General features: G+C 65.6%; 12 protein-coding genes. 7 read left to right on the forward strand and 5 right to left on the reverse strand.

Going from position 1 to position 13,268, the window contains the following annotated elements:
- Positions 1-119 precede the first annotated feature (119 nt).
- The 5 genes from gcvH (at position 120) to ACSQ12_RS07925 (ending at position 3,199) form a co-directional block, all read left to right on the forward strand.
- On the forward strand, positions 120-506 hold the full coding sequence (gene gcvH, locus ACSQ12_RS07905; protein WP_043429635.1) for a glycine cleavage system protein GcvH: 387 nt from the start codon (positions 120-122) through the stop codon (positions 504-506).
- 135 nt (positions 507-641) lie between these two features.
- Positions 642-1,118 (forward strand): FHA domain-containing protein, encoded by a 477-nt coding sequence (locus ACSQ12_RS07910; RefSeq protein ID WP_209746032.1) that lies wholly within the window; start codon positions 642-644, stop codon positions 1,116-1,118.
- Positions 1,119-1,141: 23 nt separating this feature from the next.
- On the forward strand, positions 1,142-1,858 hold the full coding sequence (ftsR, locus tag ACSQ12_RS07915) for a transcriptional regulator FtsR (RefSeq protein ID WP_390250301.1): 717 nt from the start codon (positions 1,142-1,144) through the stop codon (positions 1,856-1,858).
- Positions 1,858-2,361 (forward strand): bifunctional nuclease family protein, encoded by a 504-nt coding sequence (locus tag ACSQ12_RS07920; RefSeq protein ID WP_011691403.1) that lies wholly within the window; start codon positions 1,858-1,860, stop codon positions 2,359-2,361. Before ftsR ends, ACSQ12_RS07920 begins: the two co-directional genes overlap by 1 nt.
- A 241-nt stretch (positions 2,362-2,602) precedes the next feature.
- On the forward strand, positions 2,603-3,199 hold the full coding sequence (locus ACSQ12_RS07925; protein WP_209746030.1) for a MerR family transcriptional regulator: 597 nt from the start codon (positions 2,603-2,605) through the stop codon (positions 3,197-3,199).
- Between the two features lie 129 nt (positions 3,200-3,328).
- Here ACSQ12_RS07925 and ACSQ12_RS07930 read toward each other — a convergent pair whose 3' ends face one another.
- Positions 3,329-4,165 (reverse strand): ParA family protein, encoded by an 837-nt coding sequence (locus ACSQ12_RS07930; protein WP_436064968.1) that lies wholly within the window; start codon positions 4,163-4,165, stop codon positions 3,329-3,331.
- 306 nt (positions 4,166-4,471) lie between these two features.
- Here ACSQ12_RS07930 and ACSQ12_RS07935 point away from each other — a divergent pair, with 306 nt between their 5' ends.
- The gene (locus ACSQ12_RS07935) at positions 4,472-7,867 is read left to right on the forward strand and encodes a pyruvate carboxylase (protein WP_436064969.1); all 3,396 of its coding nucleotides are present in this window, start codon (positions 4,472-4,474) and stop codon (positions 7,865-7,867) included.
- A 57-nt stretch (positions 7,868-7,924) separates the two neighbouring features.
- Here ACSQ12_RS07935 and ACSQ12_RS07940 read toward each other — a convergent pair whose 3' ends face one another.
- A complete protein-coding gene (locus ACSQ12_RS07940) occupies positions 7,925-9,763 on the reverse strand; it encodes an AMP-dependent synthetase/ligase (protein WP_436064970.1) in 1,839 nt (612 codons plus the stop codon).
- Positions 9,764-9,986: 223 nt separating this feature from the next.
- On the opposite strand from ACSQ12_RS07940, the gene ACSQ12_RS07945 reads away from it, so the two are divergent.
- Positions 9,987-11,078, forward strand: a complete 1,092-nt coding sequence (locus tag ACSQ12_RS07945) for an ROK family glucokinase (protein ID WP_209746022.1) — start codon at positions 9,987-9,989, stop codon at positions 11,076-11,078.
- Between the two features lie 29 nt (positions 11,079-11,107).
- Here the strand turns inward: ACSQ12_RS07945 and ACSQ12_RS07950 are convergent, their stop codons facing one another.
- Genes ACSQ12_RS07950 through ACSQ12_RS07960 form a run of 3 tightly spaced genes read right to left on the reverse strand, consistent with a single transcriptional unit; the run spans position 11,108 to position 13,256 of the window.
- Complete coding sequence (locus tag ACSQ12_RS07950; protein WP_436064971.1) at positions 11,108-11,647, reverse strand: hypothetical protein; 540 nt, start codon at positions 11,645-11,647, stop codon at positions 11,108-11,110.
- Entirely contained in the window at positions 11,644-12,471 is an 828-nt protein-coding gene (locus ACSQ12_RS07955; protein ID WP_436064972.1) for an alpha/beta hydrolase, read from the reverse strand. The genes ACSQ12_RS07950 and ACSQ12_RS07955 overlap by 4 nt, the downstream gene beginning before the upstream one ends.
- Positions 12,468-13,256 carry an alpha/beta hydrolase gene (locus tag ACSQ12_RS07960; protein ID WP_436064973.1) on the reverse strand — a complete coding sequence of 263 codons (789 nt, stop codon included), beginning with the start codon at positions 13,254-13,256 and terminating at the stop codon, positions 12,468-12,470. The genes ACSQ12_RS07955 and ACSQ12_RS07960 overlap by 4 nt, the downstream gene beginning before the upstream one ends.
- Between the last annotated feature and the right edge of the window lie 12 nt (positions 13,257-13,268).

The raw sequence follows: 13,268 nt of genomic DNA on the forward strand, positions 1-13,268 counted from the left end.
GGCGCTCCCTTCCGGGGCAAGTGATGTGCATATACTTTCAGCGGCGGCTTGTTCTGCAGACCTCCGTTGACATTGCTGATTGACCAACATTCCTGGTTGACCCGATGAAAGGCCCCCTGATGAGCAACATTCCCGAAGACCTGTCCTACACTGCCGAGCACGAGTGGGTTTCCGCCCCCAACACTGACGGCGTGGTGCGGGTGGGCATCACAGATTTCGCCCAGGACGCCCTCGGTGACGTCGTGTACGCGCAGATGCCCGAAGTCGGCACCAAAGTGACGGCAAACGAGGTCGTGGGCGAAGTTGAGTCCACCAAGAGCGTGAGCGACATCTACGCTCCCGTGAGCGGGGAGGTCGTCGCCAGGAACGAAGCCCTGGACACCGACTCGGCGCTTATTAACAGCGATCCTTACGGCGAGGGCTGGCTGATTGAGGTCAAGCTCGCTGAGGCCGACGCAGTGGAGTCCCTGCTCAGTGCATCGGAGTACGAACAACAGGTAGGCTAAAGATAACCGGCATGGAGGTCCGGCTGTTGAGGAATTAACAGCCGGACGACACGCCGTAGGACCGGATCTGCCAGGCTTTTCCGGAGGGCACGCGTTGTTTGCAGGGGGACATCTGCAACGGAAGAGGAGGAATCCATGGTTGGTCACGAAAATAGCCACAGCGGTGGTGATTACGGCACGGGCGGAGTGAAGGCTTCGGAGACCACCTCAATCCACCTCACGCCAATCCGTGACGAGCCGACCATCGCGCCCAAGCTCTCTCCGGAGGAACGGGTTGCCGTCGAAGCCCTTCCATACGGCTCAGCGCTCCTGGTTGCCCACAGCGGTCCCAACACCGGTGCACGATTCTTGTTGGACTCCGACGTCACCACTGCCGGACGCCACCCGGACGCGGACATCTTCCTCGACGACGTCACGGTGTCCCGCCGCCACGTCGAATTCCGCCGGACGGCACGCAGCTTCGAAGTTGTTGATACCGGCAGCCTCAACGGCACCTATGTCAACCACGACCGTGTGGACAGCGTGGAACTGAAGTCCGGTAACGAAGTCCAGATCGGCAAGTTCCGGCTCACTTTCTACCTCAGCCCTGCCCGCGCAGCAGGCAACGTCTGATCCCGGGGTAGTTGCCTGTGGCACTGGCACAACCGGAACGGCGCGGACCCCAGGTCCTGAACATAGGGGAAGTACTCGCGCAGCTCAGCGACGACTTCCCTGGCATGACTGCGTCCAAGATCAGGTTCCTGGAAGAAAAGGGCCTGATCAATCCGCAGCGCACCCCGGCCGGTTACCGGCAGTATTCCGACACGGACGTGGAGCGGCTCCGGTTCGTGCTGGCGCTGCAACGGGACCAATATCTTCCGCTGAAGGTCATTAAGGACTACCTCGACGCCATCGACCGCGGCGAACGTCCGGAAAACCTGCCGCCGGGCGTCACTGTGTCCCCGCGGATCGTGTCGGACGAGCTCGCCACTGAGCTGCAGAACAAGGTTCGCCGGCTCAGCGAGGACCAGCTGCGGGCCGAATCCGGCGCGAGTGTGCCGCTGTTGAGGTCCCTCCTCGAGTTCGGCCTGATCGGACACGTCAACGGGAAGTTCGATGAACATGCCCTGCAGGTGGCCCGCGCCTGCGTGCAGCTGGAAAGCCACGGCCTTGAGCCGCGCCACTTGCGGCCGTTCCAGGCCGCCGCGGAACGGGAGTTCGGACTGGTGGAGCGTGCCGTAGCCCCGCTGACTTCCCGCAAGGATGCCGCCTCGCATGCCCGGGCCGCCGAGGCTGCCCGCGAAATCAGTGATCTCTGCCTGACATTGCACCGTGCCCTGGTGCAGGACCGTATATCGCGAATGGATATCTGATGATTGAAGTCGAGATCGTGGGTGTGCGGATCGAATTGCCGTCGAACCAGCCGCTGGTGCTGTTGCGGGAGATTCATGGAGAACGGCACGTACCCATCTGGATCGGCACCCCTGAAGCCAGCGCCATTGCGTTGGCGCAGCAGGGTGTGGTGCCGCCGCGTCCCATGACGCACGACCTCCTCATCGATGTCGTCGAGTCGCTGGGCCATTCCATTGTCAGCGTGAACATCGTCGCCGTCGAAGACAATATCTTCTACGGACAGCTGCAGTTCGAAGACGGCACCACGGTTAGCTCCAGGGCCTCGGACGCCCTTGCGCTGGCGTTGCGGGCCAAATGCCGCATTTGGTGCGCCGACTCGGTGATGGATGAGGCCGGCGTCAGGATCACCGAGCATGATGAAGGCGAAGACACCGAGCCTGGCCCCACCGTGGACGAGGAGCGCGAGCTGCGGCGCTTCCGGGAGTTCCTGGACGACGTGGAGCCGGAAGACTTCGACGGCTGAGATCACGTTAAGGTTAAAGTTGAGGCTGAAAGTTTCGACACGCCCCTGAAATGGGGCCAACGTCTTTGACCTTGGGGCACGGCAGGCCTAACGTCGAAGATATCAAGTTCCCATTGCATCCAACAGCCGCGCAAGTCACACTGGAATGTGCAGCCCCGGCTGAATTACACAGATGAATTTCAGATCTGTGATCGCTGTTGCTGTGACTTCCTTAGGGGAGCAAAAGACGAGGAGGGTCCACGTGAGTCCGAAAGGCGAAGCTGGCGAGCTAAAGCAGGCTTCAACGGCAGGCGTCGCCCTGCCTGCGAGCGGTGCTCAGGGACTCCTCTTCACGGAAGACCTCCCGGTACTGGACGAAGATGCGGGCTACCGCGGACCGACGGCCTGCAAGGCAGCCGGTATCACTTACCGCCAGCTGGACTACTGGGCACGCACAGGGCTGGTTGAGCCCGCCGTGCGCGGCGCCGCCGGTTCCGGCTCGCAGCGTCTCTACGGCTTCCGCGACATCCTGGTGCTGAAAGTCGTCAAACGGCTGCTGGATACCGGAGTGTCACTGCAGCAGATCCGTACCGCCGTTGAGCACTTGCGCGAACGCGGCGTTGAGGACCTGGCGCAGATTACCCTCATGAGCGACGGCGCCAGCGTCTACGAGTGCACGTCTGCGGATGAGGTCATCGATCTTGTCCAGGGCGGCCAGGGCGTTTTCGGGATTGCAGTCGGACGTGTGTGGCGCGAAGTGGAAGGCAGCCTCGCAGCGCTTCCTAGCGAGCACGCCGTCGAACAGTCCTTTCCCGACGACGAACTCAGCAAGCGCAGGGCCGCCCGTAAGACCGGCTGAAGCCGTCGGACCGGCTGACGCCGTGCCGTAGCAGAAACCCGCAAGCAGCAGAAAGGCCGCCTTCCATTTGGAAGGCGGCCTTTCTGTGCAGTTGGTGTGCCGGCGTCGGCCGTCTGCCTGGGGGATCCGCTACCGAAGGCTGCGTTCGCGGAGCGCCCCGGCGGAACCCGTGCCGTTGGAGGCCATGAGGTTGTCGAGAAGTGTGTTGAACAGGCTGGCCGCATTTTTCGCGGAATCGCCCGGCCAGTGGTGCACGGAATGGGCCGCACCCTGGATCTGCTGCCAGTTCGCCTGCTCCGGAATGTGCGGTGTCAGCAACAGTTCACCGAACATCGACTGCATCTCGGCGAGGCGGAAGGCGTGCTCCGAAGACCCGGAGCGTACGCGGTTCGCGATAATGCCGGCGGGGGAGAGGTTCGGGGCGAACTCCTGGCGGAACAGCTGGATGGCCCGCATGGTGCGCTCTGTGCCTGCCACTGAAAACAGCCCAGGCTCGGCAACGAGGGCCACCTTGTCGCTGGCTGACCATGCCATCCGGGTCAGTCCGTTCAGCGAGGGCGGGCAGTCAACCAGGATCAGCTGGTACTTGTCCGAGCCGGCCAGGACTGCCGAGAGCCTGCGCAGGTCCCTGCGGCCCAGGTCCGGCCGATCGTAAATGCCGGTATATGCGGAGCCCACAGCGACGTCCAGGACGGCGGGCCGGGCTCCGTTGTAGTTTTCCCGGGCCACCCAACCGCTGGTGACCACGTTCTCCGCAAGCTTGGCGCGGCGCGGGCTCTTGAGCATCCGGCCGATGTCCAGCTGCTCATCCGGCTGGACACCCAGCGCCGTACTGGCATCCGCGTGCGGATCAAGGTCCACCACAAGGGTGGGGATGCCGGCGGCCAGGGCCGCAGATGCCAATCCGGTGGTGACGGAAGTTTTGCCGACCCCGCCTTTGAGGCTGCTGATGCTGACTACTTGCACTTGAAAAACCAATACCTAACGCCGGTTGCCGTGTTGGGGTAGTGCCGGCTCCGGCTCCCCGGAGCGGAGGGCGCGCGTAAGCACCCCCGACTCATCATATGTTGCCGCGGTGTTGAATCCCGTTTTATCGGGCGTGTGTGCGGCGCATCCCACGCTGCCGTCGGGGGCATCACTGGTTGGCCCTGCCTAATCCCGCTGAGATGACGGATAATCTTGTGATGGTCGACACAATGATTTGTGTTTCCACGCGCCCGTCTTACACACTGTGACCACTTATCGATACACCCGCAATGATGCAGGAGAAGTATGTTTTCCAAAATTCTGGTGGCTAACCGCGGCGAAATCGCGATCCGCGCCTTCCGTGCCGGCTACGAGCTGGGCGCCAAGACTGTTGCCGTGTTCCCCAACGAGGACCGAAACTCCATCCACCGCCAGAAGGCTGATGAAGCGTACCTGATCGGCGAAGAGGGCCACCCCGTCCGCGCGTATCTTGACGTGGACGAAGTGGTCCGCGTGGCCAAGGAATCCGGCGCCGATGCCATCTACCCCGGCTATGGCTTCCTCTCGGAGAACCCCCGCCTGGCCCGGGCCGCCAAAGAGGCCGGCATCACCTTTGTTGGCCCGCCGGCCGAGGTCCTTGAGCTGGCTGGAAACAAGGTCGCCGCGCTCGAAGCTGCCCGCGCCGCCGGCGTACCCGTCCTCAGGTCGAGCCAGCCCTCCAAGGACCTGGAAGAACTGATCGCCGCAGCGGACGAAATCGGCTTCCCCATCTTCGCCAAGGCCGTAGCCGGCGGCGGAGGCCGCGGCATGCGCCGCGTGGACACCCGCGAGGCTCTCCCCGATGCTCTGCAGGCCGCCATGCGCGAGGCCGACGCCGCTTTCGGTGACCCCACCATGTTCCTGGAACAGGCCGTTCTCCGCCCCCGCCACATCGAGGTCCAGATCCTGGCCGATGCCGAGGGCAACATCATGCACCTCTTCGAACGCGACTGCTCCATCCAGCGCCGCCACCAGAAGGTGGTGGAGATCGCTCCGGCACCCAACCTGGATGAAGGGATCCGTCAGGCGCTCTACCGCGATGCGGTGAAGTTCGCCAAGGCGCTGAACTACGTCAACGCCGGTACCGTGGAGTTCCTCGTGGACACCGTCGGCGAACGCGCCGGCCAGCACGTGTTCATCGAGATGAACCCGCGCATCCAGGTGGAGCACACGGTCACCGAGGAAGTCACCGATGTGGACCTCGTCCAGGCACAGCTGCGTATCGCGTCGGGCGAAACGCTCGCTGACCTTGGCCTTTCGCAGGACACTGTCCAGCTCAAGGGCGCCGCACTGCAGTGCCGCATCACCACCGAGGATCCGGCCAACGGCTTCCGGCCGGACGTCGGAAAGATCACCGGCTACCGTTCCGCCGGCGGCGCCGGTGTAAGGCTCGACGGCGGCACCGTCTACTCGGGTGCCGAAATCAGCCCGCACTTCGACTCCATGCTGGTCAAACTGACCTGCCGCGGCCGCGACTACCCCGCGGCAGTGGCCAGGGCACGCCGAGCCCTCGCGGAGTTCCGCATCCGCGGCGTCTCCACCAACATTTCCTTCCTGCAGGCCGTCCTGGACGACAAGGACTTCATTGCCGGCGATGTGGCCACCAACTTCATCGACCAGCGCCCCGAGCTGCTCAAGGCCCGCGTTTCCGCGGACCGCGGCACCAAACTGCTGACCTGGCTGGCAGAGGTCACCGTCAACAAGCCCAACGGCGACCTCACGGTCCACTCGGACCCCGCGGCGAAGCTGCCCGCAGTAGGGGACACGCCCGCCCCCAAGGGTTCGCGCCAGAGGCTGCTTGAGCTGGGTCCCGAGGGATTTGCCAAGGCCCTGCGCGAGCAGCAGGCCGTCGCGGTCACCGACACCACCTTCCGTGACGCCCACCAGTCGCTGCTGGCCACCCGGGTCCGTACCCGCGACCTCGTGGCGGCCGGCCCAGCCGTGTCCGCGCTGCTTCCTGAACTGCTGTCCGTGGAAGCCTGGGGCGGTGCCACGTACGACGTCGCCCTGCGGTTCCTCGGCGAAGATCCCTGGGACAGGCTTGCGGCGCTGCGCAAGGCACTGCCCAACATCTGCCTGCAGATGCTGCTCCGGGGCCGCAACACCGTGGGCTACACGCCCTACCCCGAGGAAGTCACCGAGGCATTCGTCAACGAGGCCGCCGCAACCGGCATCGACATCTTCCGCATTTTCGACGCCCTCAACGACGTCAACCAGATGGCTCCGGCCATCCGCGCTGTGCGGGCCACCGGCACCGCCGTCGCCGAAGTCGCCCTCTGCTACACCGGCGACATGCTCGATCCGGACGAAAAGCTCTACACGCTCGACTACTACCTGGAGCTGGCTCAGAAGATCGTCGATGCCGGCGCCCACATCCTCGCCATCAAGGACATGGCAGGGCTGTTGCGTCCCGCGGCCGCCGCCAAGCTTGTGGCGGCCTTGCGGGAACGTTTCGACCTGCCGGTCCACCTGCACACCCACGACACCGCAGGCGGCCAGCTGGCCACGCTCCTGGCGGCAGTGGACGCAGGCGTGGACGCCGTTGACGTTGCTTCGGCTTCACTGGCCGGCACCACCAGCCAGCCGTCGGCGTCCGCCCTGGTTGCCGCCCTGGCCCACACCCCGCGCGACACCGGGCTGGGCCTGGCCAAGGTCAGCTCGCTGGAACCCTACTGGGAGGCCGTGCGCCGCGTCTACGCTCCATTCGAGTCGGGACTGCCCGGTCCCACCGGCCGCGTCTACCAGCACGAGATCCCCGGCGGCCAGCTCTCCAACCTGCGGCAGCAGGCCATGGCCCTTGGCCTCGGCGAACGCTTCGAAGCCATCGAGGACATGTACACGGCGGCCGACCGCATCCTGGGCCGCCTCGTGAAGGTCACTCCGTCCTCGAAGGTGGTGGGCGACCTTGCCCTGCACCTCGTTGGCCTCAATGCCGATCCTGCGGACTTCAACGAAAACCCGCAGAACTACGACATCCCGGATTCCGTCATCGGCTTCCTCTCCGGAGAACTTGGTGATCCTCCCGGGGGCTGGCCTGAGCCGTTCCGCACCAAGGCCCTCCAGGGCCGCAGCATCAAGGTGCGCGACGCCGAGCTGAGCGCCGAGGACAGCGCCGCGCTGAAGGGCGATTCCAAAACCCGCCAGCAGACGCTCAACCGGCTGCTCTTCGAAGGTCCCACCAAGGACTACCAGAAGAGCGTGGAAACCTACGGCAACCTCTCGGTCCTGGATACCCGTGACTACCTCTTCGGCCTCCAGCGCGGAGCCGAGCACGAAATCGAGCTGGAGAAGGGCGTGCGCCTGATCGCGTCCCTCGAAGCTGTCTCGGAGCCGGACGAGAAGGGCATGCGCACGGTGATGTGCACGCTCAACGGACAGTCCAGGCCCGTAGTGGTCCGCGACCGCTCCGTCGTCAGCAACGTCAAGGCCGCTGAAAAAGCGGACGCCAGCCAGCCGGGCCACGTCGCCGCGCCGTTCGCCGGAGCCGTGACCCTCACGGTCAAGGTGGGCGACGCCGTCAACGCCGGCGATACCGTTGCCACCATCGAGGCCATGAAGATGGAGGCCTCAATTACGACGCCGGTGGCCGGCACGGTTGGGCGCCTCGCAGTCGGCGCCGTGGAACAGGTCCAGGGCGGAGACCTGCTGCTCGTCGTCGAGTAAGCACACACACACGAAAAGGGGCCTCCCGCCGGGAGGCCCCTTTTCGGTGGTCTGGCGCTAGTGCTGGCCGGACGGCTCCGTACGGGCCGGCCGCGGTGCAGCGTACATGTCGCTGATGACGGCGTCGAAGTCCTTCATCACCTGGGCCCGCTTGACCTTCATGGAGGGGGTGAGGTGGCCGGATGCCTCAGTGAAATCAGACGGCACGATCCGGAACGATTTGATGGCTTCTGCCTGCGAAACGGACTGGTTGGCGCGGGTGATGAGGTCCTGGACGGCCGCCTTGACCACCGGATGGTCTGCTGCCTCCGCGACGGTGGTGCCGGCCGGAAGCCCGTGACGCTGCAGCCATCCCGGCAGGGCTTCCTCATCGAGTGTCACCAAGGCGCCGATGAACGGCATGTTGTCTCCCACAACCAGGACCTGCGAGACGAGGGCGTCGGCGCGGATCTGGTCTTCCAGCAGGGCCGGCACCACGTTCTTGCCGCTGGCCGTCACGATGATTTCCTTCTTGCGGCCTGTGATGGTCAGGAAGCCGTCGGCATCCATTTGTCCGATGTCGCCCGTGCGGAACCAGCCGTCCACGAATGTGTCTGCTGCGAGGTCGTCGCGTTTGTAATAGCCGCGCATCACGCAGACGCCCTTGGCGAGGATCTCGCCGTCGTCAGCTATCTTCACCGCATTTCCCGGCAGGGGAGCGCCCACCGTCCCGATCCTGATGAGCGAGGGGGTGTTGACGGTGATCGGCGCGGTGGTTTCGGTCAGGCCGTAGCCTTCGAGGATCTGCATGCCGATGCCCTGGAAGAAGTGCCCCAGGCGTTCGCCGAGCGGACCGCCGCCGGACACTGCGTGGGCCACCTGGCCGCCCATGGCCGCGCGGAGCTTGCTGTAGACAAGCTTGTCGAACAGCGCATGGCGGAGTTTGAGGCCCAGGCCGATGGAACCGGCCTGCCGGGCCCGTGAGTAGGCGATGGCGGTGTCGGCGGCCTTATGGAAGATGGCGCCCTTGCCGCTGTCCTCGGCCTTGGTCAGCGCGGAGTTGTAGACCTTTTCGAATACGCGCGGGACCGCGAGGATGAACGTGGGCTTGTAGCTCTGCAGGTCCGGCAGGAGGTGCTTGATGTCCGGGGTGTGCGCCACGGTGACGCCGGCAGCCACGGCCAGGACCGAGATGAACCGGGCGAACACGTGGGCCAGCGGCAGGAACATGATGGTCCGCGCCTGCTCGTGGACGATGCCTGACAGCGAAGTGGCGAGTGCGTTCTCGGACAGTTCCACGAAGTTCCCGTGCGTCAGCTCGCAGCCCTTGGGCCGTCCGGTGGTGCCGGAGGTGTAGATGATCGTCGCGACGTCGGCCAGCGAAGCAAGGCTCCGGCGGGCTTCGAGCTCCTCGTCGCTGACGGCGGTCCCGGCTGCGCGGAGCTCGTCCAGCCCGGCGCCCTCAAGCTGCCAGACGTGGGCCAGCGACGAAAGCCCTTCCGATGTGGCGGCCTGCCGGATGATGTCCTCGTGGTGCGCCGACTCGCCGAACGCCGCGACGGCACCCGAGTCGCCCAGGTTCCAGGCAACCTGGCTGGGGGAGGAGGTTTCGTAGATGGGGACGGAGATGCCGCCCGCAAACCACACCGCAAAGTCCACCAGCGCCCACTCGTAGCGGGTGCGGGACATGATGCCGACGCGGTCGCCTGCTGCCACGCCGCTTGCCATGAGGCCCTTGGCCAGGATGCGCACGTCGGCGAGGAAATCCGTGGCAGAAATATCCTGCCACTGTCCGGCGGCATCGAGCCGCGAAAACAGGGACGGGTTCGAGGCCTTGGCGGCCTGCCGCAACACCAGGTCGGTGATGTTGGTTTCCGGGGGTACATTCACCAAGGGCGGAACACTGAATTCGCGCACGATAGCTCCTTTGTTATCCATAGACCCGCTGGGGGTACTGCTAACACTAGTACGCCCGTCGCGGAGGTGTGTCCTGATTCACCTACTGGCGAGTAACTTTACGGTTAAGTGCCTGAAACCCGCTACTCCCGTCCGCCGGGGGGTGCACCTTGAGCTGTTGCAGTAGCCGTTTTCCGCATGTCCGTCATCACCGGAAATAGGGGCGGCAATAGAATGGGGAACCATGCACACACCTTCGCCCGGCGACCAGCCCAGACCCTATCGACGGACGGCCGCATGGCGGCGCAGGAAGCCTTCCGGGCAGGATGCGCTGGCCGCCAGCCAGGGCTTCCGCGAGCACCTCCGGCTCGGGCGCAAAGGGTTGGCAATCGGTGTGGACATCGGAGGCACCAAGGTCGCCGCCGGCGTCGTGGACGCCGACGGCCGCATCCTCAGCCAGGCCAGGCGCTCCACGCCCGGGAACGACCCCCGCGCGGTGGAACAGGTGATTGTGGAACTCGTGGAGGAGCTGAGCCGTGGCCACCGCATCTGGTCGGTGGGAATCGGCGCGGCCGGGTGGATGGACCTCGACGGCGGGACGGTGCTGTTCAGCCCGCACCTCGCCTGGCGCAATGAACCGTTGCGGGACAACCTCCAGCGACTGCTGCGCCGCCCGGTCCTGCTGACCAACGACGCCGATGCCGCCGCGTGGGCGGAATGGCGCTTTGGCGCCGGGCAGGGGCAAAGCAGGCTCGTCTGCATCACCCTGGGCACGGGGATCGGCGGTGCCATGGTGATGGACGGCCGGCTGGAGCGCGGCCGTTTTGGCGTTGCGGGAGAATTCGGCCACCAGATCATCATGCCGGGCGGCCATCGTTGTGAATGCGGAAACCGCGGCTGCTGGGAACAGTACGCGTCCGGAAACGCGCTGGGTCGCGAAGCCCGCGAACTGGCTGCTGCCAATTCGCCCGTGGCGCAGGAACTCCTGAAGGCCGTGGACGGTCAGGTGGACCGTATCACCGGGGCCATCGTGACGGAGCTGGCCAAGGCGGGCGACCCCACCTCCCGGGAACTGCTGGAGGACGTTGGGGAGTGGCTGGGCCTGGGACTGGCCAACCTGGCTGCCGCGCTGGACCCCGGAAAGTTCGTGATCGGCGGAGGCCTATGCGATGCGGGCGAACTGCTGGTAGCGCCGGCACGTAAGGCTTTTGCCCGGAACCTGACCGGGCGCGGATTCCGGCCGGCTGCCGAAATCGCACTCGCGGCCCTGGGCCCCAACGCCGGGCTGATCGGGGCCGCGGACCTGTCGCGTGTCAGCAGCAGGATGCACGGCTGATCCGGCCTCAGCGGGCAAGGCTCGAAACGCTAAACCCTGGCGCCGTCGTCGTGCTCATCCTTTTCCTGCGGCAGTTGCATGATCAGGTAGATCACTGAGACGACGAACGCGGCGACGATCCCCAAAATAGCCATGAGTGGCGCGGATCTCCAGAACATGGCGGACAGCACCAGGGCGACGGGTCCGCCCACGGCGCCCAGCCAGGCCAGCACGGTCAGCGGGTCACTGCCGGCCAGGCTCGGGGGTTCCTCCGGAACGAAAGGCTCGTCGTCGTCGGCCTCGTAGTCACGGGGCCCGCTGGCTGGTTCCGCGCGGTCCGCGCCTGCGTTGTCCGCCCCCGGCTGGGGTGCACGGACGGCGGCCCCGCGTTCGGCCGCCGAGGGCTCCGTTGGAGCGCTGCCGGCGAGGCCCAGCGGGTCGAAGTCGCGGAAAGGCCGTTTGTGCGGTTCGCTGCCGTCCCCGGCAGGAGCCGGCGTGTCGGTGCCCTCGAGCCGGGAAACCAGGTCAAGCCACACGGCGTCGTCCTGGTTGGCGCTCTGGTCCGAGGAATTGGAGTCAGATCTGGTCATCGGCCGTGTCCTTCGGGGCTGGCGGGGGAGGCGTCCGCGTTTTCCGGAACCGGTGCTCCCGGAACCTGTGCTCCCGGAACTACGGTGCGGATGAACTCCGTGGTCCCGCTGAAGATCTCCGCGGCATCGTTGTCCAGGGTGGCCACGTGGTAGCTGTTTTCCAAAGCGCTCAGCTGGAGCCGGGCGTTGGTGAGGCCCCGGCGCAGCGCCACGATGCTCGAGTCGGACACCACGTGATCCACTGTGGAGCGGAACACGCGAACAGGTGCCGTGATCTGCGGCAGCAGCCGCCTGGTGTCCTTGAACATCTTGTTGAGCTCGTGCGCCGCTGCCACGGGTGTCCGCGGATATGCGCCTTCATCCGTGTCCGGCTTGAGGATGTCGTTCGCAATGGCAGGGGTGCTTTTCAGGACCAGCTTCAGGATCCCGGCCAGCGGCGCGCGGGGATCATCGATGACCAGGCCGGGATTGACCACGATGGTGCCCGCCACGGGACGCAATGCCGCCACCCGCAACGCCAGTGCCCCTCCCATGGACAGCCCGGCAGTGAAGACGTGATCGCATTCAGCTTCGAGCTCAAGGTAGGCCTTGTCGTAGGCGGAATACCACTCCTGCCAACGCGTCCTGGCCAGTTCCTGCCAGCTGGTGCCGTGTCCGGGCAGGAGCGGCATCCGCACCGCAAATCCGGCGTCGGCCAGCGATTGGGCCCAGGCCCGCACACCGTGCGGGCTTCCGGTGAAGCCATGGGAAACGGCGACACCGATCGAGGGACCGTCGCCGGTAAAGGGACTGCTGAAAGGGCTGTGGTCGGCGGCAATACTCATGATGTCTCCGAGGATACGTGGTGCGGCGCGTGCTCGTGGAAGAAGGTGGTGGAATGCCCGAAGATCGCGGGCGCATCGTTGTCCAGCGTGGCCACGTGACCGCTGTTGGGCAGCGGCACCACGCGAAGTTCCGCCGACCCCAGCCGCCGCCGGATCAGCTCCAGGGACGACGGCGGCACAACCTCGTCGGTGTCCGACTTGAAAACCAGGACCGGCGCTGTCACCCGGGGCAGTCCGCGGCGGGCAGCGGCAAACAGCTTCTTCAGCTGGTGGACGGCGGCGAGCGGCGTTTGCGAATAGTCGCCGTCCTCGGTGGTGGCAGCCGTGGGGTTGGCCTCCACAATCGGCAGCGTGGTCGGTTGGAAGTACTTCAGGATGCCGATAATACGAACCCGCCGGTCGTAGAAGCTGAGTCCGGGATTAACCACGGCTACACCGGCAACACGGTGGCGTGACGCCGTGCGCAGCGCGACGGCGCCGCCCATGGAGAGCCCGGCGACGAAGCAGGTGTCGGTCCGGGCCGCGAGTTCAAGGTAGGCAGTTTCGAATGCGCCGGCCCATTCACGCCAGCCCGAACGGGCCAGCTCGCGCCAGTGGGTCCCGTGCCCGGGCAGGAGCGGGACGGAGACGGCAAACCCTTGCTCCGCCAGGTGCAGTGCCCACGGCATGACGCTGAGCGGACTCCCGGTGAAGCCGTGGCAGATGGCGACGCCGATCCGGGCGTTGTTTCCGTGGCCGGGGTAGCTGAAAGCGGCAGGCACAGTCTGTTTGCTGCTTTCTCTCATGTGCCCATCGTG

Source organism: Arthrobacter sp. LjRoot14, assembly GCF_964253905.1.
Lineage (GTDB): Bacteria > Actinomycetota > Actinomycetes > Actinomycetales > Micrococcaceae > Arthrobacter.

Excerpts from the sequence above, each read along its gene's own strand:
- gcvH (WP_043429635.1), top strand. The coding sequence starts at position 120 with ATGAGCAACATTCCCGAAGACCTGTCCTACACTGCCGAGCACGAGTGG.
- ACSQ12_RS07910 (WP_209746032.1), top strand. The coding sequence starts at position 642 with ATGGTTGGTCACGAAAATAGCCACAGCGGTGGTGATTACGGCACGGGC.
- ACSQ12_RS07920 (WP_011691403.1), top strand. The coding sequence starts at position 1,858 with ATGATTGAAGTCGAGATCGTGGGTGTGCGGATCGAATTGCCGTCGAAC.
- ACSQ12_RS07935 (WP_436064969.1), top strand. The coding sequence starts at position 4,472 with ATGTTTTCCAAAATTCTGGTGGCTAACCGCGGCGAAATCGCGATCCGC.
- ACSQ12_RS07945 (WP_209746022.1), top strand. The coding sequence starts at position 9,987 with ATGCACACACCTTCGCCCGGCGACCAGCCCAGACCCTATCGACGGACG.
- ACSQ12_RS07950 (WP_436064971.1), bottom strand. The coding sequence starts at position 11,647 with ATGACCAGATCTGACTCCAATTCCTCGGACCAGAGCGCCAACCAGGAC.
- ACSQ12_RS07955 (WP_436064972.1), bottom strand. The coding sequence starts at position 12,471 with ATGAGTATTGCCGCCGACCACAGCCCTTTCAGCAGTCCCTTTACCGGC.
- ACSQ12_RS07960 (WP_436064973.1), bottom strand. The coding sequence starts at position 13,256 with ATGAGAGAAAGCAGCAAACAGACTGTGCCTGCCGCTTTCAGCTACCCC.